The following is a 22,357-nucleotide window of genomic DNA, read 5'->3' as shown; positions in this document are numbered from 1 at the left end:
TTATTTGTTTAAGAATAGGTGGAAGGTGTCTCCACGCAAGCCGTTTCGGGTAGCTTCAAGAGGTAGTACTTCTGCAGGTGCAATATTGCCTAAATTTACATTAGCGCCCAGTAATTCTAAGAAGTATACTTGCTGTGCCTTTAGTGGTGCTTCCCATATTATTTTTTCATATGGTATTTTGGTGAGGATTTCTTGTACCAGACCTTCTCTTACTTCTCCAGAGCCTCTATAAACACCAACATTTCCAGACTCTCTAGCTTCTGCTATTACATATTTAGAACCAGCCTCTAGTTCGGCAGTCATTAGTTCTATCCATTTGTATGGAGGAATAATGTGCGTTGCATCTTTTGACCCTACTTCTGATAATACAGTTGTGTGTTTTGCTAGCTCTGAAATATACTTGCACTTGTCAACATGCGGTATCGTAATAGAACCATCAGATACTTCTACAAACTCTAATTGAAAATCTTTAATAACGTTTACATAATCTTCAAATTGATCACGTATTAAAAAAGCTTCAAATAATGTGCCGCCAAAATATACAGGGATACCATGTTGACGGTATATATCTATTTTTTCTCTCAAATTGTTTGTAACAAAAGCAGTACCAAACCCTAGTTTTACGATATCAACATATGGGGCAGCTACGGACATGAAGTTTTTCACATCATCAAGTCCCATGCCTTTGTCCATAACCATCGTTAACCCATGTTGACGAGGTTTTATAGTGCGCTCAGGAATGTTTTTAAGTTGAAAATTCATAACCTATATTATTCATGTTTGCTGGCAAAGTTAACTCTTTCCTCTTTGAGTATGCAATAATCTATATAACCTCGTATATTAGCATTATATTTAGCTATTATGAAACGTAATGTACCCATGCTGGGTTTTATTATTGGTTTAATAATGCCAATGTTTGGTTTATTAGTAATGTATCTCTTGAAGTTTCAAGGTCAGAGCTTCGATACATTTTTCCATGTATTGTTAAGAGAGCATGATGTAACAGCAAAAGTGCTCAGCCTTAGCATAATTGCCAATATTATCCCATTCATTTTCTACACCAATAAACGTTTGGACTTAACAGCGAGGGGTGTACTGATCGCAACTGTGTTATATGCAGTGCTGATTATATTACTGAAGTTTGTTTGGAACTAAACTCAACTCTTTTTAATGCGCTACTATATCATAGCAGGAGAGGCTAGTGGAGATCTGCATGGTAGCAATCTAATAAAGGCTATTCACAATATTGATGCCTCCGCAGCTATAAGATGTTGGGGCGGTGAAAAAATGCAAGAGGCAGGTGCGAATTTGGTGAAGCACTACAGGGATCTTGCGTTTATGGGGTTTGTTGAAGTGCTTTTGCATATTAGAACCATTTTTAAAAATATCAGTTTCTGTAAAGAAGATATAGCTGCTTTTGAGCCTGATGTTTTGGTGCTTATTGACTACCCTGGCTTTAACATGAGAATTGCCACTTGGGCAAGACAGCAAGGTATTAAAATAGTATATTATATTTCCCCACAAGTGTGGGCTTGGAAGGCTAATAGGGTAAAAAAACTTAAAAGAGATGTAGATGAAATGCTGGTAATACTGCCTTTTGAGGTAGATTACTACAAAGAAAAGTGGCAGTATGATGTAACTTATGTAGGGCACCCTTTGATAGAAGTAATAGAGCATGAAAAGTCCACACCAGCAACACCATTATCAAACAAGCCGATCATAGCACTTTTGCCAGGTAGCCGAAGTCAAGAAATAAAGATTAAGCTTCCAATCATGCTGTTGATGGTTGATAAGTTTCCTGACTACCAGTTTGCTATTGCACAAGCACCATCGCAAGACAGTGCCTTATATGAAGAAATAATAGGAGACAAGAATGTAATATTAGTACCCGATCAGACTTATAATTTGTTAAAGCAATCTAGTGCTGCTTTGGTAACTAGTGGAACAGCAACATTAGAGACAGCTCTATTTGGAGTCCCAGAAGTAGTATGTTATAAGGGTAATCCCATATCTTACTGGATAGCAACTAAGCTAGTGGATATAAAGTACATATCCTTAGTAAATCTGATAATGGATAAAGAGGTGATAAAAGAATTGATACAGGCAGATTTGAATGAGAAACTATTGTTTGAAAATCTGGATAAGTTGCTTAATAATAATGCCTACAAGGCAGAACTAATGCAGGATTACAGAGCGCTTTGGGATAAGCTTGGGAAAGAGAAAGCATCACTAAATGCTGCAAAAAAAGTTGTTAATATAGCAACAATGAATAATGATAATTAGTATTAACTTGCGTTGAAATCTATAAACTGGTAATAACATATCTCTACTATGGCTACTAAGCAAACAATTGATTTTTTTAAGCAATTTAGCGGTGAACTACAAGGACCATGCCTCGAAATAGGCTCCTTGGTGGATGCCTCTTATGTTCAGTATGCCCCAAAAGATATTCATGAAGGCAATATGCCTAAAGATTTTATTGGCATTGATATTTTTGAAGGAGAAGGTGTGGATTATGTTGTGAATCTTTGTGATGACGAAAGTATAGCAAAACTGCCGATACAAAAGTATAAGACCATACATTGCCACTATGTAATGGAGCATGTGACAGATATTTTTGGTATGGCAAAGAATATTGAAAAATTGCTAGATAAAGATGGGGTGTTGTTATTTAGCGTGCCATTTTCTTGGCGTTTACATAGAATACCAATTGACATGTGGCGATTTACCCCTCAGGGTATTGACTATCTATTCCCCAATATAGAATTTATAGATTCTAAGAGTGTTCAAACTCCTAGACGTGGTAATAAATTCTCTAGAGTAGAGGATGTTACGGAGTTTGACTTTGGTTCTGGCTTAAACAAATATCCTTGGTATATAAGTATGTACGTGAAAGCTTTAAGAAAGCTAGGCCTAGACAATGGTATCTTTAATCAAAGAGCTATGCTACACGAAACGAACTTAATGATGTATGGTATAAAAAGAGACAAGCCTACCTATACTTACATTGATCCTAAGTATATTTAATAATAAATAGGAGGGGGATTAGCTCAGCTGGCTAGAGCGCTTGCATGGCATGCAAGAGGTCACCGGTTCGACTCCGGTATTCTCCACAAGACAAAGCCGCCTATCGGCGGCTTTGTTATTTAAATTGCTGTTTATACCTCAGTACTTTTTGCTCCATTAATTCGTAAGAAAGTATGGCAGTGATAAAGGTGAGTATGATATTTATTGGAAACTGCTGAATAGTTAGTGTAGCTCCTTCTGGGCCAGTTCGTACAAATAATCCATGGTAAACATATAACCCATAGGATATGCGGCCGATATATCTTAACAGGGGTAGCTCAAGAATATTGCATATAGCATTGGTCTGGTTGAATAGAATCCACGTTAAAAATAAAGCAACACCTAATGACTGTGTAGGAGCAAAAAAGCCCGCTATTGATAGCGGCAAAAAAAGTGGAGATAAGAACAAGAGTAAAGCAATAGGAGTGATAAGCTTGTTTGTGGAGAAGAGTTTATTCGCTCGTTCTTGATTATAATGAATAAGCATTGATATAGAGCTGCCAATTAGAATTGGTCCTATTGCAGGTATTAACCAATGGCGAGTATTAAAGAACTTGCCTAAAATTATATTATAACCTTTTATTGAAATAGAGTGTGTGTCTATAATAGGTATGTGACCAATGTACTGCATATACAATATGCAAACGAAAATAAGTATTGCAGATAAGGCTAAAATAGTTTTATGTTTTTTGATAGCTAATAGGGCTATTGGCCAAAGAAAGTAATATTGTTCCTCAACCGATAAAGACCACATATGCCCGAGCTCGGGAGTCATGTCATGTAAAGGGGCATAGTTGAACGTGTAGGTGCTTGCCATAGCCAATCCTAGATAGCTTTCTTTTATTAATCCTGTTATCATTAAAGAAAAAAGTACCAATAGTAGAATGATAACTGGAGGGGTTAAACGCAATAATCGCCGTATGTAAAAATTGCGAAGATTGATAGTTCCGTATTCTCTTCTTTCATTAAGTAATATTCTTGTAATTAGGAACCCGCTGAGAACAAAAAAGATATTAACTCCTGTGCTTCCGGATATAAGATGCCAAACACCCTCCCTTAAAAAAGTGCTATTAGGTAGTAAATGAAAAGTGCCCAAATGAGCCTGCAAAACAAAAAGAATTGATATAGCTCTTAGCGCATCAAAGCCTTTTATGTATTTGATGCTCATTAGTTTTTTATTGGTGGGTAGGTTATTTTCTTTTCTGAACCAGCTACAATAGTTGATACCGTAGCGTCACCTGTTACATTAACAACAGTACGACACATGTCTAATATTCTGTCTACAGGAAATATCAAGGCAATCCAAGCAGGGTTTAACCCCACAGATTGTAGTACAATGATCAACATTATTAAACCTGCACTTGGTACAGCTGCAGTACCAATAGATGCTAATGTGGCGGTGACAATAATGGTAAGCTGCTGAGTAACTGTAAGGTCAACGCCATGTACTTGTGCAAGAAAAACTACAGCTACAGCTTGATAGAGACTAGTGCCATCCATGTTTACAGTAGCCCCAATAGGCAATACAAAACTGCTAACCTCTTCTTTTACGCCTAGGTTTTTATTTACACATTCCATAGTTACTGGTAGTGTAGCCGCAGAACTACTGGAAGAAAATGCTAAGAACTGTGCCGGGCTTATAGCTTTAAAGAATCCTTTATAACTAAGTTTTTTAACAACTCGGGTAACTATTAAGGGGTAAAGAATAAAAGCTAAAAATGCTAGCCCTGCCACAACGGCAATCATATAAGCAACTATCCCTCCCAGTAGGTCTACTATTTTGTCAGGGTTGTCTTTTGCCATTTCTGTTAGTTTACCAGCCATTAAGGCAAAAACAAAAACCGGAGCTCCTTGCATAATAATCTCTACCATCTTAATAAAGATGTTGTTGGCTCCACTAACAAAGGATATGACCGTTTCCACTTTAGCACGTGGTAATGATATTATAGTAATGCCAAAAAAGACAGCAAAGATTATTATCTGCAACATTTTACTATTAGTAAAAGCATCAAAGATATTGCCAGGTACCATGTCTACGATTACTTGTAGAGGTCCTTTGCCTTTTTGGTTTTTAGCAGTGCTTATTTTATCTTCTATTTTTTTATTTACTCCTTCTTCTACTAGTTTATTTGTTGCTTGTTGTGTATATGCGCTGTACCTCGGGTTGCCTGAATAATTTTTGTTGTCTAATATTTTTATTCCATTGTCTTTTGCCCACAACTCATAAGAGATCCTATTAATTATTTTTTGCTCTTCGTCTATTTTATTACCGGGTTTTATAGTGTTTACTAGTAATAATCCTATACTCACTGCCATAACTGTCGTGATCAGATATAGTGATAGGGTCTTTAATCCCAATCGACCAATACTTTTTGTGTCAGATAGTCCAGCAATACCATCAATGATAGAGAAAAGTACCAGTGGTACAGCAATGAGTTTAAGTAGTTTTATAAATATAGTACCTATTGGAGATATCCAGTTGATGGTAAACTCTGTTATACCTAGCCATCCCGCTAAAAAAGCCCATAATACACCTGCTATTAACCCAATTATAATCTTAATATGCAAAGGGAGTTTTTTTTCGCTCATACTAAATGTCTATTATGTGGTAGCGTAAAAGTATATAAATACAGTATCTACTTTTATAGTTTTATAGGGTAATATTACAATAAGAATATGTGTTTATTTCTGTATTTTACATAAACCATGATTAACTATTGTATTGTAAGTTAGTCAGAGCAGTTAATATAGCCTATTAAGCATGACAGATATACATAAGAAAATACTTGAAGATACTTTAGCAGGGTATTGGGATTGGAATATTGCAGAAGATAAAGAATATCTAAGTCCCACTTTCAAGTCTATGTTTGGTTATGAAGATGATGAACTTGAAAATAGCCCAGATACTTGGCAAAAATTAATTTTCCCTTCTGACTTAGAAATTGTACTAGACAATTTCAATCAGCACGTAAAATCGAAAGGAAAAGTTCCATATAATAATGAAGTAAGATATAAACACAAAAACGGTTCAACTGTTTGGGTGTTGTGTACAGGCAGTGTCATAGAGTGGGATGGAGACAGCCCTGTAAGAATGGTTGGATGTCATATAGACATAACAAAACAAAAAGAAGCCGAACTTGAATTGAAAAGTGCCCAAAAGCTGTTGAGGCAAACTAGTGAGATGGCTAGAGTTGGCGCTTGGGAAGTTGATTTGATTAAAAATACAAACACATGGAGTAAGGTTACTTATGAAATACATGAGGAAAGTTTTAGTCATGTGCCGAGAGTGGAAACTGGTATTTCTTATTATAAACAGGGAGAAAGTAGAAAGAAAATTGAGAAAGCCTTTTCACAATTAGTAGAAAAGGGAGAGCCTTTTGATCTAGAATTAGAAATTATTACAGCTAAAGGGAATGAGAAATGGGTAAGAGCTATTGGCGAAGCTGATTTTATTGATGGTAAGTGTGTTAAGGCCTATGGTACTTTTCAAGATATTGACAAACAAAAAAGAACTCAATTAGATCTAGAGTTAAGTGAGCGTCGTTTTAAAGACGCATTTGAGTATTCAGCAATTGGGATGGCGTTGGTATCACTTGAAGGGAAATGGCTAAAAGTGAACGAGCAAGTTTGTGATATTGTTGGCTATAGTCGTGATGAATTGTTTAAAAAAACTTTTCAAGATATTACACATCCTGAGGACTTGGATAAAGACTTGGATAATGTGCAAATGTTATTAGAGGGTAAGGAGAATAGCTACCAAATGGAAAAAAGGTACTACCATAAATATGGCCATATCGTATGGGTATTACTCAGTGTTTCTCTTGTACGTGATGCCAAAGGAGCCCCGGTTCATTTCATTTCTCAGTTAGAAGATATTACAGGAAGAAAACGAATTGAAAGAAAGCTAAGAAAGGCCAACCAAGAAGTAAAAGGGCTTTACGATGCAACGACAGGAGTGTCTGTTATAGCTACGGATTATAATGGTGTTATAACGCATTTTGGCGCTGGCGCAGAGAAGTTGCTGGGCTATACGGCAGAGGAGATGATCAATAAGCAAACCCCGTCCATATTACATGTTCTCGAAGAAGTTGAAAAAAGAGGGGAAGAGTTAAGCAAATTATATGGTAAGGATATCAAGGGATTTGATGTTTTTGTAGAGAATGCAAAAAGAGGCAAGCATGACTCTAGAGAATGGACCTATATAAGGAAAGATGGCAGTACTTTCCCGGTACAATTAGTTGTTACCGCCGTTAGAAATGAAAATGAAGAGATATCTGGTTTCTTGGGTGTAGCTACAGATATTTCAGTAATCACTGAAACCCAAAAGGCATTAGCAGCAGAAGAAAAAAAGTATAGAACTATATTCGAAAACGTCCAAGACGTATTTTATAGAACGGACTACGACGGGTTAATAACAGAAATAAGCCCTTCTATTGAAAAATATTCTGGAATGAAACGGGAAGAGCTGATAGGAAGACCTGTTTCTGACTTTTACCATAATATTGAAGATAGAGAGAAGTTGATGCAAACGCTAATACAAAATGGTAAGGTCAACGATTTTGAGATAAGACTTAATGATGTAGAAGGTAGATTAATACATACGTCTGTAAATGCTCATGCTTTGCTAGACGATAATGGTCGGCCGATCGGCGTAGAGGGGAGTATGCGAGATGTTTCTGATAGAAAAGAGAAGGAAATAGAACTCAATAAGACCCTAGATATTGTTAGTGAGCAGAATAAGAGGTTGTTTAATTTTGCTCACATTGTAACGCACAACTTAAGATCCTATTCTGGGAATTTTGAGCTTTTATTACAACTTTTAGAAAGTGCAAAAGACATAAACGAAAGAAAGGAGCTGGAAGAACATTTGAAAGGTGTCGCAAGTCAACTTAGCGAAACGATTGAGCATCTAAGTGAGGTGGTGTCTATTCAGACAGCAAATCTCAAACAAGATATAAAAGAGCTTGAACTGTTTAAATATGTAAATAAAACTATTGAAATATTATCGGGAGACATTAATATTCACAACGTTGCTATCGATATTGAAGTACCTAAAGGCCTAACTATAAATTATATTGAAGCCTATCTAGAAAGTATTTTATTAAACTTTATTTCTAATGCTATCAAGTATAGAAGCCCTAAAAGAGATCCGATAGTTAGTGTATATGCAAAGGAAGTTTCTGGAAGGGTAGAATTGACAATTAGTGATAATGGTCTTGGAATAGATTTAGAAAAATATGGGAATAAACTCTTTGGTATGTACAATACTTTTCATGGGAATACAGATGCCAATGGCATTGGGCTGTTTATTACTAAAAATCAAATTGAAGCCATGGGTGGTGTTGTAGTAGTTAGGAGTGTTGTTGATAAGGGAACTACTTTTAAAATAATATTCTAACAAAAAAAGTCCTTGCTATATAACAAGGACTTTTTTTTATTTCTTTTTATTAAAGAAGTCTTTTAATTCATTGCTCATTTCTTCTCCTTTTTTCTTTAGGTCTTGAAGCTCTTCCGTCATATTTTTCTTGAAAGTATCAAATGTCATGGGCTCTCCTGTCATTTGAGCAAAATCAGCTGGCGTTTTAGCTGCAGGTATGATGATCCATGCTAAGATGTATGCTACAAAGCCAATGCCTGCTAAGAAAAGCATTGCGAATACTAGTCTTACGATCACGGGGTCAATACCAAAGTAACTAGCCACGCCACTACAAACACCACCTAGCATTTTATCTCGTGTATTACGAAATAGCCTTCTGCTAGTGTATTGGTTATCGTAATTGCTGAAAGTGGAACTTGATGTAGTATAGTTCGTGTAAGAGGTACTGTCATCATTGTTTAAGTCGCTGGGCCTACCCAATATAGCAATCACTTTGTTTACATCTTCTCTGTCTATTGCCGCAGTGCCATTTTCAAGTCTTGTTGCAAAAAGCTCTGCTATGCGGTTTTCTATATCTTGTATTATTTCATCCTTACCTTCTTCGGATGAAAAGTTTCTTCCAAGAGCTCTCAAGTAGTCATAAAGACTTTTATAGGCATCTTCTTCAATAGGTATTACACGTCCACCAATGTTAATTTGTATTATTTTCTGCATAGTAGTTGTTTTATATAGTAGCTGTTAGGTTGTTTACTGATTTACTCAAGTCATTCCAGGTGCTCAGGAGTTTATTATAAGTTTCAATCCCAGATTCGGTTAAAGCATAGTATTTTCTAGGGGGACCGTTCTGAGACTCTTCCCATCTATAACTCAAGAGCCCCGCATTTTTAAGGCGTGTCAATAAAGGGTATAGAGTGCCTTCTAAAACCACAAGTTTTGATTCTTTCAGTCCTTCCAGTATATCACTTGGGTAAGCCTCTGTGCTTTTTTGTATAATACCTAGAATACAAAGCTCTAATAATCCCTTTCTCATCTGCGATTCTGTATTTTCTATATTCATATTCTATTATTTATAGGCAAATGTAGTGTATTTATAGTACTATGCAAAACATAGTACTAAATTTAACAATGTAGTATGTAAAAGAAGGTATTGGGCAAAGCATTTTGTTTACTTTTATCAGATATCTTAAGACCTTTGTAGTATGCCATATAAAAAGATAACAGAAGAGGATATAGAACATCTTAAACGTATTGATGGCGTTAAGCATGTTTTTGTCGATGAGGAGAGCCTTAATGATAATGCTCATGACCATACTGAGGATTTAAAGTATTTGCCAGAAGTAGTTGTAGAACCAATTACTGTCGGGGCAATTAGTGAATTGATGAAATATTGTAATGCCAATAATATCCCAGTTACACCGAGAGGTGCAGGTACGGGATTGAGTGGAGGAGCATTACCTGTTCATGGTGGAGTAGTATTGAATATGAAAAGGCTTAATAAAGTAATAGAACTAGATAAAAGAAACTTGCAAGTAACGGTTGAGCCTGGTATGATAACGCAAGAGTTGCAAGATATTGTTGCAGCAGAGGGGTTGTTCTATCCTCCTGATCCGGCTAGTAAAGGGTCTTGTTTTATAGGAGGTAATGTCTCTGAAAACTCGGGTGGTCCAAAAGCGGTAAAATATGGTGTAGTAAAAGACTATGTGCTTAATTTGGAGGTAGTGCTACCCAGTGGGGATGTAATATGGACAGGAGCTAATGTGCTAAAGAATGCTACTGGGTATAACCTTACGCAGCTATTGGTAGGTAGTGAAGGAACGCTTGGTATAGTTACCAAAATAGTACTTCGGTTAATACCTGCAGTAAAGCATAATATGCTTGTATTGGTTCCTTTTCGTTCTGCTATAGAAGCGTGTAAGGCGGTTAATGCCATATTCTTAGCAGGCTATACGCCTTCTTGTATGGAGTTTATGGAGAGGGACGCTTTAGAATGGTCAATAAAATTTACTGGTGAAACGGTTATCAAACTTCAGGAAGATATACAAGCACATTTGCTTATAGAAGTAGATGGTAATGAAGTAGAGTTGCTATACAAAGAAATAGAAGGTATAACGGAGATTTTAGAGGGTTTTGATATTGGGGAGGTGCTTTTTGCAGATAGTCACGAGCAAAAAGAAATGCTGTGGAGCCTGAGGAGGAAAGTAGGTGAGGCTGTGAAGAGTAATTCAATATATAAGGAGGAAGATACAGTAGTGCCAAGGGCAGAGCTACCCCAATTATTAGATATTGTAAAACGCTTGGGCAAGGAGTATGGGTTTAAGTCAGTATGCTATGGGCATGCTGGCGATGGTAATCTGCATATAAACATTATAAAAGGGAGCATGAGTGACGATGACTGGAATAATAAGTTAACAAATGGTATAGCGGCATTATTTAAAGAAGTTGTAAAGCTTGGTGGTACTATATCAGGAGAGCATGGTATAGGGCTTGTACAAAAAGGGTATATGCCAATTGCTTTTAATGGAACGCAATTGGGGCTTATGAAACAGATAAAACAGGTATTCGATCCCAATGGCATATTAAATCCCGGAAAGATTTTTGAATAGCATAACAATACTGGCAACTTTTTTACCTTAACTTCGTTATCTAACTAACTATGAGCATGAAATATATATATAGTACAATACTAGTGTGTTTGCTGGCCATAGCTACATCTGCTCAAGATGTTTATAACAGCAGTGGACGCCCAGTAAAAACCGATGCAAACGGTAATGTGAAGCGTGAAAAAGAAAAAGGCTTTAGCACTGACCGTTTAATATTTGGAGGATGGGGTGTGTTAGGTATTGGTTCAGGAGTTACTAATATTGGTGTTACTCCTGTAATTGGTTATAGGGTTTCCGATGCTTTTTCTGCGGGTATTAGTCTAGGTTATCAATACTTGAAAGTTAAGTATAGTGAAAGCTATAGATTTATAAACCCTGCTACAGGAGAGGCGGAATACTATCCATTTACCTCACACATATATTCTCCAAGTTTATGGGCAAGGTATATTATTTGGAATAATATATTTGCTCACGTAGAGTATGAACATAATATAATGTCATTAAATAGGTATACACCGGATGAAAGTAAAGCGTTCGGAAACTACCCCCCAATTGTTAAAGTGTCTGAAACTATACAAGTACCTGCATTGTTAGTAGGTGGAGGCTTGAGACAGCCAATATCTCCCAGGACGTCTTTTGTAGCTATGCTATTATATGATGTGCTTCAGGATAAGTATAGCCCATATAGAGGTACTATTGCTGTACGTCTTGGCATAAATGCTGGTTTCTAGAAAGAAATACAACATATTAATAAATAAAAGCCCTTTATTAAGAAGGGCTTTTGCGCACTTGATTACTCAATATTAGCTCGTTTCACTATTTTCACATGATATGAGTTCTTCTACCATTTTACTAATAATTGTAATTGCCTATTTCGCTCTTTTATTAGGTATTGCTTTTTACACGTCAAAGGGGTCTAATAATGAATCATTCTTTATAGGGAACCGTAGTAGTAAATGGTGGGTTGTGGCTTTTGGTATGATAGGCACTTCGCTTTCAGGGATGACCTTTATCTCTGTACCCGGTACAGTAGGCAGCTCAGGGTTCTATTATTTTCAAATTGTAATAGGTTTTTGGCTTGGATACTTTGCTGTAGCATTTATACTACTTCCTATATACTATAAAATGCAACTCACCTCTATCTATACTTATTTGGAAAAGAGATTAGGAGTAGCATCTTACAAGACAGGTGCATTATTCTTTATCCTTTCTCGTACGTTGGGGGCTACTTTACGTTTATACCTAGTTATCAAAGTTTTAGAGAAGTTTGTGTTGGAAGACTTTGGTATATCGTTTGAGTTTACTGCAATATTGATTCTAGCATTGATATTATTATATACATACAGAGGTGGTGTAAAAACAATAGTATGGACAGATACTTTGCAGACTACCTTCATGCTATTAGCATTGCTAGTATGTGTAGGTTACATCATGAGTGATTTGAATTTGGATTTAGCTGGCACATGGGAGGCGTTATCAAGTAAAGGGTATAATAGGATAATAAATACAGATGTAAGTGCAACAGGAAACTTTTGGAAAAATGTATTAGGTGGTGCATTTATTACCATTGGTATGACGGGGCTTGATCAAGAGATGATGCAAAAGAATATAAGTGTGAGTAACTTGAAAGACTCACAAAAGAATATGATCACTTTCTGCTTTATACTTTTAATTGCCAATTTTATATTCTTGCTTTTAGGCGGTTTGCTTTATTTATATGCAGATGCTCATGCTATTACAGCTGTAGGTGATGATATATTCCCAATGATAGCATTGAAAAGTGGCTTGCCATTTATAATAACAGTGTGTTTCATGATCGGGTTGATATCTGCGCTTTTTCCTAGTGCAGATGGTGCTTTAACCGCTCTTACTTCTTCTTATTGTATTGATATGTTGGGCATGAAAAACAAGAAGGATTGGGACGAAAAGAAGAAAAATAATGTTAGACTAATTGTACACAATAGCTTTGCGCTTATCTTCTTAGCTTGTATTTTCTTTTTTAGAGAAGTAGATAATGGCTCTTTGATAACAACCTTATTATCAGTAGCGGGATATACTTACGGCCCTTTATTAGCACTTTTTGCCTTTGGTATTTTTACAAAGAGAGCAGTGGTAAATCGTTTTGTTCCTCTTGTTTGTATCGCAGCACCTGTTATCTCTTATTTCTTAAAGATGAATGACAAGGCATGGTTAGGGGGCTATCAAATAGGCTTAGAACTATTAATAATAAATGCAGGAATAGCATTCTTGTTGCTGTTTTTGATCTCGAAAAAAGGAGAAGGACAAGTTATAAATAACGTATAAAAGACTAGTAAATGACACGCGTTTTATTACCGGAAGAAATAAATAAATATGCTGAAGATTATACAACGGATGAGTCCGATGTGTTGAAGCGTCTAAATAGAGAAACACACCTTAAGGTGGCATTGCCGGTTATGCTATCAGGGCATTTGCAAGGTGCTGTTTTGGAAATGATGAGTCATATGATAAAACCTAAAAGAGTCTTAGAGATAGGTACCTATACAGGTTATTCTGCTATATGTATGGCAAAAGGGATGCCTAAAGACGGCCATTTACACACTATAGATATTAACGAAGAATTGGAAGATATGTGTTTTCGTTATTTTTGTGAAGCTGGCGTTGAACATCAAATAACACAGCATATTGGTACCGCAGCTGATATATTACCGACAATCGATGAGGAGTTTGATATGGTTTTTATAGATGCAGATAAAGTAAACTATACGTTGTATTACGACATGGTTTTTGATAAGGTAAAAGTAGGAGGTTATATATTGGCAGATAATGTATTGTATGAAGGGCAGGTTGTGATGGATGAGAATGATCAAAGTAAAAATGCAAAAGCCTTACATGCGTTCAATACTAAGCTGCGTGATGATGAGCGAGTTGAGCAAGTACTTTTGCCAATAAGAGATGGCATAATGGTTGCACGTAAAATAAAGTAATACAAAACACAAACACTAATGGTAAAGTTGAGATTGAGATTTTTGGTTATTGCATTGATCGCATTTATAGCAGAAGTAAAAGCGCAAAAACCTGAATTAGTTGAGGAGTATATAAATACTTACAGAGAATTGGCCATGTCCGAACAAGTGCGAGTAGGGATTCCTGCAGCTGTAACACTTGCACAGGGAATACATGAAACTGGCGCTGGTACAAGCCGGTTGGCAACGTTAGGTAATAATCATTTTGGAATTAAATGTAAAAGGGACTGGAAGGGACAAACGATTAAGCACACAGATGATGCACCTAACGAGTGCTTTAGAAAGTATAATTACCCATTAGATTCTTATAAAGACCATTCGGATTATTTAAGCAATAACCCCCGTTATGCTTCTTTATTCAAATTGTCCATCACGGACTATGCTGCATGGTGTGTTGGTTTAAGGAGAGCAGGCTACGCAACAAACCCTCGCTATGCTCAAATGTTGATCAAGTTAATTGAAGATTATAAGCTACAGCAGTATACTTATGCTGCTATGGGTAATAACTCGTTAGGAGATACTTATGCTACAAAAAGAGAAAATGAGATAATACCTAATAATGATCCTGTTATAAAAGAGGAAGCTACTAATAAAGTAATACCTGTTCCTACACCAACTACGGTATCTACTACAGTTGCTACTGTGCCTGTTGTTACCAAGACGGTAAGCAATAGTGGAATGAAGGTGGCGGAACAAAGGACAGTTCCTGTACGGGAAGAACATGCACTAAACCATCCCCCATATGGACAACCTGTAAAGGTAAATGGTCTTAGAGCTGTTTATGCTAAAGAAGGTCAGGCACCGCTCGAATATGCTATAAAAAACAGCATTAGGTACAAACGTTTTTTAGAGCTAAACGATTTAAATGAAAAGATATTATCTCAGGATATGTATCTGTACTTAGAGAGGAAACATTTTAGAGGGGTAAGGCCTATGCATATGGTAAAGCCTGGAGAAAGCATGCATAGTATTTCTCAAAAAGAAGGAATACAATTAAAGTACTTAAGAGAGTTGAATTTTATGTTGCCGGGAGAGGAGCCTGTACCGGGTATAGTGTTAGAGCTTCAAAATAAGGCTAAAGAAAAACCTAGAGTATATGAAGTTCCAAAAGAAGAGGTAGTGAAAGAAAATAGCTCTACCCAATCGGCAGGATATGTAAAAACTAACAGGAGCCCAATACCCTCTAATCCAAGGTATGTTGCTCCGTCCGCTACAGTTAAGGAGAAGTCAGCTATAAAGGTTACAACCACCCCTCCTCAAACAAGTACGGCTACTTCACCTATTGCTAAAGAGCTAAAAGAAGAAAATACAATAGCTTATAAAACAGAAACATCCACACCCAAAGAGGAAGAAAGTATAGATGCTCTAAAGAAGAAGTTTGACGATGTTCTTTATAATAAGAAGGAGAATAAAGAGTCTAAAAAAGAGGAGACCACTACTAATCCTCGTTATGTGCCACAAAGTAACCGTGCTTCAACCATTACTAAAACAGTAAAAGTGCCAGTAGAAAAAACAGAGACACCTGTTCCTGTTGCCACTGAGCCAGTTATAACTAAGCCTTCTACAGATAAAAAAGTTGAGAAGGTTGTAGAGACACCTACTGATATAAAGGAAGATAAAACTGCAGAGAAAAAGATCACTATCCCTGTTATTGGTTTGCTTAAGAAGAAGCAAGAAGAAGATGAAACTAAGGAGGAAGTAGTTGCACAGGCAGAACCTGTAGTAAAAGAGGAACCAAAATCTGAGTTAGATAAGTTAAAAGCTCAGTTTGATGCAGTTGTCTACGATAGCCCTAAAGAAGAGGCTAAGGTAAAGACTATGCAGAAAGTGCCAACAAGTAAAACTACTGAAGTAGTAAAACAGAAAGAACAAGAAGATCCATCAAAATACTATGTTGTGAAAGACGGAGATACAGCCTTTAGCATAGCGAAGAAACATAAGATAAGCATGAGGCAGCTTATGGATTGGAATGATTTGGATTTTGATGCTATTAAGACAGGAATGAAACTCCAAGTTAAGAAGTAGTATGGGTAACATTAAGCTACATGATAAGGAATTTGAACTGTTTATAAGTGAAGTGACACTCACGAAGAGAATAGAAGAATTAGCAGAGCAAATAAATAAGGATTATAGAGATAACCCTCCATTAGTTATTGGTGTTATGAACGGTGTTTTTGTATTCGCTTCTGATCTGTACAGAGAGCTAGAAGGTGATGTGCAGATTACTTTTGTTAGGTTAATGTCTTATCAAGGGTTGAAGTCTACTGGTAACGTAGTAAGTGCTATTGGCCTTGAAGAAGATATTAAAGATAGGGATGTGTTGCTCTTGGAAGATATAATTGATACAGGCAGAACACTACACAGTTTCCTGCAGGAACTAGTAGCAAAGCAACCCAAGTCAATAAAAATAGCAACGCTTTTATTTAAGCCTTCAGCTTTACAATATGATCTACAACCTAATTATATTGGCTTTGAAATAGAGAATAAGTTTGTAGTTGGGTATGGGTTAGATTATAATGGCCTAGGAAGAAACCTCAAGTCTATATACCAACTTGCTAACTAGTAGAAGATATTTTCAGGCAGTGTTTTTATTAACCCCTTTTCTTTGGCTAAACTAAATAGCTGTTTCACTGCACTTGTGCCAACCGAACCTAAATTGGTTGTATAATCATTAACATACAAGTCGATATGTTGGCGCATAACATCTTCTTCCATTTCCTGAGCATGGTCACTTACATAGGTCGATAGATTGGGGTGGTTTTGCCAGGCATACTCAATACTTGCTTTTATGACCTCATCGACTTTTGCTGCAATCACTTTGCCAAGTGTACGTTTTATAACAATTCCTCCTAATGGTATCGCAGCATTAGTTTCTTGTTCCCACCAGTCTCCAAGGTCAATTAATTTGTTTAACCCTTTTTGAGCATAAGTGAACCTGCTTTCATGGATAATAAGCCCTGCGTCAAACTCTCCCTTTAAAACTGCTGATTCAATTTCACTAAATACTAGCTCATGCTTGTTAGTAGCCTTTGGAAAAGCTAGTGACAATAATAAGTTGGCGGTTGTGTTTTTCCCCGGGATAGCAATTTTATAATCAGCAATATTAACTAGATCAAGCTTTTGCTTAGCAACTAATAATGGCCCAACTCCATTACCTAAAGCGCTTCCTGCATGTAAGAGTGCATAGTTATTTACAGTATGTAAAAAGGCGTTGTAACTTAATTTAGTGATGTCGAGTTTGTTTAGTGTAGCATAATTATTCAAAGTCTCTACATCTTCTAACACAGGCTTAAAGGTTAACCCCTTTGTATCTATTTTGCCATTTATCATGGCATCGAAAATAAATGTGTCGTTGGGGCATGGGCTGAAACCTATTGTTAACTGCATGCTGCAAAAGTAGTTAAGATAAAGGAATGAGCTTACCCAAATTGTACACAGCGCATACTCAAGCTTCCATGTACCCAATCCATATATGGATGTGTTACTACATCATTCTCGCTACTAACACCAAGCGCATATAGCAGAGGTAAGAAGTGGCTAGGCTCTGGATGAGCTATATTCATAAGTCTGTTATTATTGATATTGATGACCTCTTTATGATTATGGTTGTCTAATAGTTTTTTAAGGGTCTCATCAAATTCCATAGCCCAGTCATTTGGTTGTGCTTTTTCGTCAGGATTTATAGCGCTTAGATTATGTGTCATATTACCACTTCCTATAATTAATACTCCTTTCTTTCTTAGTTCTTTTAGCTCTTGAGCAAGTTCATAGTGATAACTAAATGGCTTATTGTAATCAATGCTTAGTTCAAATGTGGGTATGTTAGCTTTTGGAAATAGGCTTTTTAATGCTATAAAACCTCCATGGTCAAACCCCCATTCGGTATCCCAGCCTACTTCTGTTTTCTTAATAAGCTGCTGTACTTCTCTAGCCAGTTCGGGGTTGCCTGGAGCAGGGTATTGAACTTCATAGTATTCTTTAGGAAAGCCGTAATAGTCATAGATCATTTTAGGTTGAGCAGCTCCATTTACATAAGTGCCTTTTGTAAGCCAGTGTGCCGATATTACTATAATGGCTTTAGGGACTTTAATGCTTGCTCCAACTTTACTTAGCGTTTCGGTGTATCTTGTACGCTCTACGGCATTTTTAGGATGTCCATGCCCTATAAAAAGTGAGGGGGTCATAAATTCTTCTTCATCCAAACTATGAAGTTCTTGCGCAAGTAGATTCGTGCTAATAACTCCTGAAGTTGATAATGTAGTCATACCTAAAATTTTAAGAAAGTCCATTCTTTTCATATAGTATATTTTTAAGGACTATTGTATGTACAAAGGTAGTTGTTTATTCGCACTAAAAATTGATTGGATTTAAATGACAGTATAAGGAAATAGTATAAAAAGGAACGACCTACTTATAAGGTAGGTCGTGTTGATAATATGTCGGGAAGACAAGATTCGAACTTGCGACCCCTTGAACCCCATCCAAGTACGCTACCGGACTGCGCCACTTCCCGAAAATATTTGCTAATATAGATCTGCAGTGATTAGTTTCAAAAACTCTGAGCGAGTTTCATTTTTTTCGAATTGACCACTAAAGGCAGAAGTAGTGGTGACACTATTCTGCTTAGATACGCCACGCATCATCATACATAAATGTTTCGCTTCTATTACTACTGCTACCCCTAATGGGTTCAGCGTTTCTTGAATCGCATCTAGTATTTGATGGGTCATACGCTCTTGTACTTGCAACCTACGTGCAAAACAATCCACTACACGTGCTAGTTTGCTTAGGCCTGTAATATAGCCATTGGGGATATAGGCTATATGAGCTTTGCCAAAGAAGGGCAACATATGGTGCTCGCACATTGAGTATAGTTCAATGTCTTTTACAATAACCATTTCACTATAAGACTCTTGAAACTTAGCCGAATTTAAAATAGCTTTAGCGTCTTTGCCATACCCTTGTGTGATGTATTGTAAAGCTTTAGCAATACGTTCGGGGGTCTTCTGTAAGCCTTCACGTTCTGGATCTTCTCCGATAGTCTCTAACGTAGCTCTGTAATGCTCCATTAGTTTAGCGGTAACATCTTCGTCGTACTTTTCTTCTCTGTTATATGCCACAGGTTGATATTATGTGTTTAATGTAAAAGGTTACCCGAAATATTCTACATAGATACGTGGTGTCTCTTGTAGTTTGATACAGTGTAGTTGAGCACCATTTTTCTCAATATAAGGTTTAAGTTCCTCCCAAATACTAATGGCAAAATGCTCAGCACTTGTAAACTTTCCTCTCATGAACTCAACGTCAATGTTAAGGTTCCTATGGTCTACTTTATCAACTATTACCTCATTAATAAGTTTTCCAAGCGTTTTAGCATTGAACACAAAGCCCGTATTTGGGTTGGGTTCCCCCTTTATAGTTACGAATAACTCATAGTTGTGCCCATGCCAGTTGGGGTTGGCACATTTACCAAAAACCTCCATATTTTTTTCAGGAGTCCAGTCGTCATTGTATAATTTGTGGGCAGCATTAAAATGCTCAGCACGTGTTAGGTAAACCATCTTCTTTTTATATTAATGCACAAAATTACCTTTACATTATGGTTTGTACAAAATTATCGTTTGTCATATGAGGAATATTTTGCTGATAGCAGCCACAGAGGCTGAAATAGCCCCATTGATAAAATTCATATCTACTTCATGGCAATGTGTTGAAGCTGGTATTTTTCAAATAAATGAGTTGAAACTTCATGTTCAAGTGTGTGGTATAGGTATGCTAGCTACTGCCTATCATTTGACAAAAAAGCTTAATGAAGGTAAATATGACTTAGTAGTACAGGCAGGGGTAGGTGGTTCCTATGATAGGAGCATAGATCTAGGGAGTATTGTTTGGGTAAAAAAAGAGCAATTAGGGGATTTGAGAGTAGAGGATAATGAAGACTACCTTGACGTTTTTGATATAGGATTGATTAAGAAAAATGAGTATCCATTCACTAACAAGATGCTTCCCAACCCCTATTCGAGTAAAGATTTAGGGGTAAAAGACTTAGAAGCTGTTGATGCTGTAACTGTAAATACTGTAACTGGTAAGCAAGCAACCATTGACTATATGAATGCAAAGTATAATGTTGCCACTGAGAGTATGGAAGGTGCAGCTTTGCATTATATATGCTTACAAGAAAAAGTGATGTTTTTGCAAATACGTGGTATATCTAACTATGTAGAACCTAGAAATAGAGACAGTTGGAAAATGGAGGATGCTATAGCTAATATGAATAAATATCTTATAAAATACTTTATTAATATTTAGGGTGATTTTACTGAAAATCCGTTCAAAACCCCTATAAATGGTGTTTTTTCAACCTGTTTTTACCCTAAATTAATTTGCATACTACATAATCTTAATTATTTTTGTTCCCAATCAATCGTTAATTAAAACAACAGAATTGTGTCGTACGAAAACAAAAATTTTGGTGAGAACCGTAACAACGAAGCTATTTTTAGTAAACGCATAAAAGCTGGTAAGAGAAGAACTTACTTTTTTGATGTAAGAACTACGCGTGGCAACGATTACTTTATCACAATTACAGAAAGCAAAAAGCGCTTTGATGACAATGGTTATGACAGACATAAAATGTTCTTGTACAAAGAAGATTTTAATAAGTTCATAGCAGCTCTTAATGATACAGTAGATCATGTAAAAACAGAGTTGATGCCAGATTTTGATTTTGATGCATTCAATCACGACCAAGATGAGGAATATCAGCCAGGTAGCACTACTTCTGCCGATGATTCAGTGTCTGAGTCATCAGTAAAAGAGCCGGCAACTGCTTCTGTAGAGCCTTCTGTAGTAGATGCTGCAACGCAAGATGATAATAGTAGTGTTGAAGATTGGAAAATCTAAGCTTACAACTAACTATACTATAAAGAAAAAGGGATGTATCATATGATACATCCCTTTTTGATAGTTAAAAGGTTTAAATTATTTCGTACTTGGTTTTTTCATAATGGCGTAAATCTCAATCGCAAAACCTATCAAAATAAGTAGTGGAGCTATAGTTACCCTTCTAGCGCTGTAGATCGCGTTGTAATCAAACTGGTTAGGGTCTTCACTTTTACCTCCAGACATAAGGATATAGCCTAATACAATAAGTATTACACCGCCAATCATCCACATGTAATTATTTTTATCAAAAAGGAAAGTTTGATTACCAAGGGGTTGTCCTTTTGTACTTCCTGTTGTTGATTTATTCTGCGTATTTGCCATAATAGTTACAATGTTACTAAAGAAAATTAATATAAATCGTCTACACGCATTTTTAGGTATTTAATAACAGACCTATGCGTGCTCAAAAATGATATCAGAATACCCATGATTATCATACCTACCATAAGGAAGATAAGGGATGTTGTATCATGAAGTAGTTTTAATGCAGGTAGTTGTTTCTCTGCAAAAGTGATTACCAAAGAGAGGAATACAACAGCAATAATTCCACTAATAAGACCATTGATTACGGCTCGTTTATCAAATGGTCTAGAAATAAAGTTGCGAGTGGCGCCTACCATTTGCATTGTTTTTATCAAGAAACGATTACTAAACATTGCTAAGCGTACCGTATTGTCAATAAGTACTACCACTATAAAAAATAACAGTAAAGAAATACTACCCAGTATTACACCTATTTTGCGGAAATTGCTATCCATTTTATCTACTATGGTATTGGGGTAAGCAACCTCTCGTACAATATTACTTTGAAGTATGAAAAGACGTATCTTATCTAAGCTGTCTTTATTTACATATTTTGAATGTAGTTGTAATACAATGGACGTATAAAGAGGATTAAAGTCTAATAGCTCAGTAAAATCCTCTCCTCCATCAGATAAGAACTTTGCCGCAGCTTCCTCTTTAGTGATGATCTCTGCTTTTTTTACAAAGTTTTGTTTCTGTAAAATACCGTGTAAGTTATCAGCCATTTCATCTCTGGTATTGTCGTGTAGAATCACTTCTACTTCGACACCTTCTTTAAAAACATGTGATAATGCACGACCATTTATCATAAACCATCCTAGAGTACCTAGTAAGAATAATACTGAGGATACACCTATAATAGCATAGATATAAGAATGTTTAGCTTTTTTGCTTGTAGCCATAATGATACTTGACACTCAAAAATAGAAAAATACAGTAATAAAGCTCATTGCTGTAAAGGTTATATGCCTTTATTAACAATTTTGATAGAGCTTGTCACCTTATGAAGATATTATTTCTATGTTTAAGGATTATTAGTCAATTGATCTATTGATTAACTT

Annotated in this window: 23 protein-coding genes and 2 tRNA genes; 13 read left to right on the top strand and 12 right to left on the bottom strand. The window is 36.3% G+C overall.

Annotated features, from left to right (window positions below):
- Positions 1-762 carry a phosphosulfolactate synthase gene (locus tag R2800_10225; GenBank protein MEZ5017415.1) on the bottom strand — a complete coding sequence of 254 codons (762 nt, stop codon included), beginning with the start codon at positions 760-762 and terminating at the stop codon, positions 1-3.
- Between the two features lie 99 nt (positions 763-861).
- Between R2800_10225 and R2800_10220 the strand changes: the two genes are divergently transcribed.
- The 4 genes from R2800_10220 (at position 862) to R2800_10205 (ending at position 3,113) form a co-directional block, all read left to right on the top strand.
- A complete protein-coding gene (locus tag R2800_10220; protein MEZ5017414.1) occupies positions 862-1,155 on the top strand; it encodes a hypothetical protein in 294 nt (97 codons plus the stop codon).
- 15 nt (positions 1,156-1,170) lie between these two features.
- On the top strand, positions 1,171-2,283 hold the full coding sequence (gene lpxB, locus R2800_10215) for a lipid-A-disaccharide synthase (GenBank protein ID MEZ5017413.1): 1,113 nt from the start codon (positions 1,171-1,173) through the stop codon (positions 2,281-2,283).
- Between the two features lie 48 nt (positions 2,284-2,331).
- Positions 2,332-3,027 carry a methyltransferase domain-containing protein gene (locus R2800_10210; protein MEZ5017412.1) on the top strand — a complete coding sequence of 232 codons (696 nt, stop codon included), beginning with the start codon at positions 2,332-2,334 and terminating at the stop codon, positions 3,025-3,027.
- 12 nt (positions 3,028-3,039) lie between these two features.
- Positions 3,040-3,113, top strand: a tRNA-Ala gene (locus tag R2800_10205).
- Between the two features lie 29 nt (positions 3,114-3,142).
- On the opposite strand, the gene R2800_10200 is transcribed toward R2800_10205, so the two are convergent.
- A complete protein-coding gene (locus tag R2800_10200) occupies positions 3,143-4,234 on the bottom strand; it encodes an acyltransferase (GenBank protein MEZ5017411.1) in 1,092 nt (363 codons plus the stop codon).
- The gene (locus tag R2800_10195; protein ID MEZ5017410.1) at positions 4,234-5,655 is read right to left on the bottom strand and encodes a dicarboxylate/amino acid:cation symporter; all 1,422 of its coding nucleotides are present in this window, start codon (positions 5,653-5,655) and stop codon (positions 4,234-4,236) included. Before R2800_10195 ends, R2800_10200 begins: the two co-directional genes overlap by 1 nt.
- Positions 5,656-5,827: 172 nt before the next feature.
- Between R2800_10195 and R2800_10190 the strand changes: the two genes are divergently transcribed.
- The gene (locus tag R2800_10190; protein ID MEZ5017409.1) at positions 5,828-8,464 is read left to right on the top strand and encodes a PAS domain S-box protein; all 2,637 of its coding nucleotides are present in this window, start codon (positions 5,828-5,830) and stop codon (positions 8,462-8,464) included.
- Between the two features lie 36 nt (positions 8,465-8,500).
- Here R2800_10190 and R2800_10185 read toward each other — a convergent pair whose 3' ends face one another.
- The gene (locus R2800_10185) at positions 8,501-9,157 is read right to left on the bottom strand and encodes a PspC domain-containing protein (protein ID MEZ5017408.1); all 657 of its coding nucleotides are present in this window, start codon (positions 9,155-9,157) and stop codon (positions 8,501-8,503) included.
- Between the two features lie 10 nt (positions 9,158-9,167).
- The gene (locus R2800_10180) at positions 9,168-9,500 is read right to left on the bottom strand and encodes a PadR family transcriptional regulator (GenBank protein MEZ5017407.1); all 333 of its coding nucleotides are present in this window, start codon (positions 9,498-9,500) and stop codon (positions 9,168-9,170) included.
- A gap of 142 nt (positions 9,501-9,642) precedes the next feature.
- On the opposite strand from R2800_10180, the gene R2800_10175 reads away from it, so the two are divergent.
- The 6 genes from R2800_10175 (at position 9,643) to hpt (ending at position 16,611) form a co-directional block, all read left to right on the top strand.
- Entirely contained in the window at positions 9,643-11,046 is a 1,404-nt protein-coding gene (locus tag R2800_10175) for an FAD-linked oxidase C-terminal domain-containing protein (protein MEZ5017406.1), read from the top strand.
- Between the two features lie 56 nt (positions 11,047-11,102).
- The gene (locus tag R2800_10170) at positions 11,103-11,774 is read left to right on the top strand and encodes a hypothetical protein (protein MEZ5017405.1); all 672 of its coding nucleotides are present in this window, start codon (positions 11,103-11,105) and stop codon (positions 11,772-11,774) included.
- 100 nt (positions 11,775-11,874) lie between these two features.
- Positions 11,875-13,347 (top strand): sodium:solute symporter, encoded by a 1,473-nt coding sequence (locus R2800_10165; protein ID MEZ5017404.1) that lies wholly within the window; start codon positions 11,875-11,877, stop codon positions 13,345-13,347.
- Positions 13,348-13,358: 11 nt separating this feature from the next.
- Entirely contained in the window at positions 13,359-14,009 is a 651-nt protein-coding gene (locus R2800_10160; protein ID MEZ5017403.1) for an O-methyltransferase, read from the top strand.
- Between the two features lie 18 nt (positions 14,010-14,027).
- Positions 14,028-16,073, top strand: a complete 2,046-nt coding sequence (locus R2800_10155; GenBank protein ID MEZ5017402.1) for a glucosaminidase domain-containing protein — start codon at positions 14,028-14,030, stop codon at positions 16,071-16,073.
- 1 nt (position 16,074) lies between these two features.
- The gene (gene hpt, locus R2800_10150; protein ID MEZ5017401.1) at positions 16,075-16,611 is read left to right on the top strand and encodes a hypoxanthine phosphoribosyltransferase; all 537 of its coding nucleotides are present in this window, start codon (positions 16,075-16,077) and stop codon (positions 16,609-16,611) included.
- Here the strand turns inward: hpt and R2800_10145 are convergent.
- From R2800_10145 to R2800_10125, 5 genes are all read right to left on the bottom strand, one after another.
- A complete protein-coding gene (locus R2800_10145) occupies positions 16,608-17,435 on the bottom strand; it encodes a 1,4-dihydroxy-6-naphthoate synthase (protein MEZ5017400.1) in 828 nt (275 codons plus the stop codon). The two genes, hpt and R2800_10145, sit on opposite strands and share 4 nt — an antisense overlap.
- 32 nt (positions 17,436-17,467) lie before the next feature.
- Positions 17,468-18,313, bottom strand: coding sequence for a 4,5-DOPA dioxygenase extradiol (ygiD, locus tag R2800_10140; protein MEZ5017399.1), 846 nt, complete (start codon positions 18,311-18,313; stop codon positions 17,468-17,470).
- A gap of 174 nt (positions 18,314-18,487) precedes the next feature.
- Positions 18,488-18,561: transfer RNA gene (locus R2800_10135), tRNA-Pro, on the bottom strand.
- Positions 18,562-18,571: 10 nt separating this feature from the next.
- Positions 18,572-19,117 carry a GTP cyclohydrolase I FolE gene (folE, locus tag R2800_10130; GenBank protein MEZ5017398.1) on the bottom strand — a complete coding sequence of 182 codons (546 nt, stop codon included), beginning with the start codon at positions 19,115-19,117 and terminating at the stop codon, positions 18,572-18,574.
- An 81-nt stretch (positions 19,118-19,198) separates the two neighbouring features.
- Positions 19,199-19,609 carry a 6-carboxytetrahydropterin synthase gene (locus R2800_10125; protein MEZ5017397.1) on the bottom strand — a complete coding sequence of 137 codons (411 nt, stop codon included), beginning with the start codon at positions 19,607-19,609 and terminating at the stop codon, positions 19,199-19,201.
- A gap of 67 nt (positions 19,610-19,676) precedes the next feature.
- On the opposite strand from R2800_10125, the gene mqnB reads away from it, so the two are divergent.
- Together mqnB and R2800_10115 are read left to right on the top strand one after the other, a co-directional pair.
- Positions 19,677-20,357: a futalosine hydrolase gene (mqnB, locus tag R2800_10120; protein MEZ5017396.1), complete on the top strand. Its 681-nt coding sequence runs from the start codon at positions 19,677-19,679 to the stop codon at positions 20,355-20,357.
- 138 nt (positions 20,358-20,495) lie between these two features.
- Entirely contained in the window at positions 20,496-20,951 is a 456-nt protein-coding gene (locus R2800_10115) for a DUF3276 family protein (GenBank protein ID MEZ5017395.1), read from the top strand.
- Between the two features lie 78 nt (positions 20,952-21,029).
- On the opposite strand, the gene R2800_10110 is transcribed toward R2800_10115, so the two are convergent.
- Together R2800_10110 and R2800_10105 are read right to left on the bottom strand one after the other, a co-directional pair.
- Complete coding sequence (locus R2800_10110) at positions 21,030-21,314, bottom strand: DUF3098 domain-containing protein (GenBank protein ID MEZ5017394.1); 285 nt, start codon at positions 21,312-21,314, stop codon at positions 21,030-21,032.
- Between the two features lie 26 nt (positions 21,315-21,340).
- Positions 21,341-22,198, bottom strand: coding sequence for a permease-like cell division protein FtsX (locus R2800_10105; protein ID MEZ5017393.1), 858 nt, complete (start codon positions 22,196-22,198; stop codon positions 21,341-21,343).
- Positions 22,199-22,357 lie beyond the last annotated feature (159 nt).

This window comes from Flavipsychrobacter sp. (assembly GCA_041392855.1).
Lineage (GTDB): Bacteria > Bacteroidota > Bacteroidia > Chitinophagales > Chitinophagaceae > UBA5543.
The sequence above is the reverse complement of the archived record's forward strand: the minus strand, read 5'-3'. Positions and strand labels throughout refer to the sequence as shown.

Bases quoted from the DNA above. Each gene is read 5' to 3' on its own strand.
- R2800_10225 (MEZ5017415.1), bottom strand. From the start codon at position 762: ATGAATTTTCAACTTAAAAACATTCCTGAGCGCACTATAAAACCTCGT.
- R2800_10220 (MEZ5017414.1), top strand. From the start codon at position 862: ATGAAACGTAATGTACCCATGCTGGGTTTTATTATTGGTTTAATAATG.
- lpxB (MEZ5017413.1), top strand. From the start codon at position 1,171: ATGCGCTACTATATCATAGCAGGAGAGGCTAGTGGAGATCTGCATGGT.
- R2800_10210 (MEZ5017412.1), top strand. From the start codon at position 2,332: ATGGCTACTAAGCAAACAATTGATTTTTTTAAGCAATTTAGCGGTGAA.
- R2800_10200 (MEZ5017411.1), bottom strand. From the start codon at position 4,234: ATGAGCATCAAATACATAAAAGGCTTTGATGCGCTAAGAGCTATATCA.
- R2800_10195 (MEZ5017410.1), bottom strand. From the start codon at position 5,655: ATGAGCGAAAAAAAACTCCCTTTGCATATTAAGATTATAATTGGGTTA.
- R2800_10190 (MEZ5017409.1), top strand. From the start codon at position 5,828: ATGACAGATATACATAAGAAAATACTTGAAGATACTTTAGCAGGGTAT.
- R2800_10185 (MEZ5017408.1), bottom strand. From the start codon at position 9,157: ATGCAGAAAATAATACAAATTAACATTGGTGGACGTGTAATACCTATT.
- R2800_10180 (MEZ5017407.1), bottom strand. From the start codon at position 9,500: ATGAATATAGAAAATACAGAATCGCAGATGAGAAAGGGATTATTAGAG.
- R2800_10175 (MEZ5017406.1), top strand. From the start codon at position 9,643: ATGCCATATAAAAAGATAACAGAAGAGGATATAGAACATCTTAAACGT.
- R2800_10170 (MEZ5017405.1), top strand. From the start codon at position 11,103: ATGAAATATATATATAGTACAATACTAGTGTGTTTGCTGGCCATAGCT.
- R2800_10165 (MEZ5017404.1), top strand. From the start codon at position 11,875: ATGAGTTCTTCTACCATTTTACTAATAATTGTAATTGCCTATTTCGCT.
- R2800_10160 (MEZ5017403.1), top strand. From the start codon at position 13,359: ATGACACGCGTTTTATTACCGGAAGAAATAAATAAATATGCTGAAGAT.
- R2800_10155 (MEZ5017402.1), top strand. From the start codon at position 14,028: ATGGTAAAGTTGAGATTGAGATTTTTGGTTATTGCATTGATCGCATTT.
- hpt (MEZ5017401.1), top strand. From the start codon at position 16,075: ATGGGTAACATTAAGCTACATGATAAGGAATTTGAACTGTTTATAAGT.
- R2800_10145 (MEZ5017400.1), bottom strand. From the start codon at position 17,435: ATGCAGTTAACAATAGGTTTCAGCCCATGCCCCAACGACACATTTATT.
- ygiD (MEZ5017399.1), bottom strand. From the start codon at position 18,313: ATGACTACATTATCAACTTCAGGAGTTATTAGCACGAATCTACTTGCG.
- folE (MEZ5017398.1), bottom strand. From the start codon at position 19,117: ATGGAGCATTACAGAGCTACGTTAGAGACTATCGGAGAAGATCCAGAA.
- R2800_10125 (MEZ5017397.1), bottom strand. From the start codon at position 19,609: ATGGTTTACCTAACACGTGCTGAGCATTTTAATGCTGCCCACAAATTA.
- mqnB (MEZ5017396.1), top strand. From the start codon at position 19,677: ATGAGGAATATTTTGCTGATAGCAGCCACAGAGGCTGAAATAGCCCCA.
- R2800_10110 (MEZ5017394.1), bottom strand. From the start codon at position 21,314: ATGGCAAATACGCAGAATAAATCAACAACAGGAAGTACAAAAGGACAA.
- R2800_10105 (MEZ5017393.1), bottom strand. From the start codon at position 22,198: ATGGCTACAAGCAAAAAAGCTAAACATTCTTATATCTATGCTATTATA.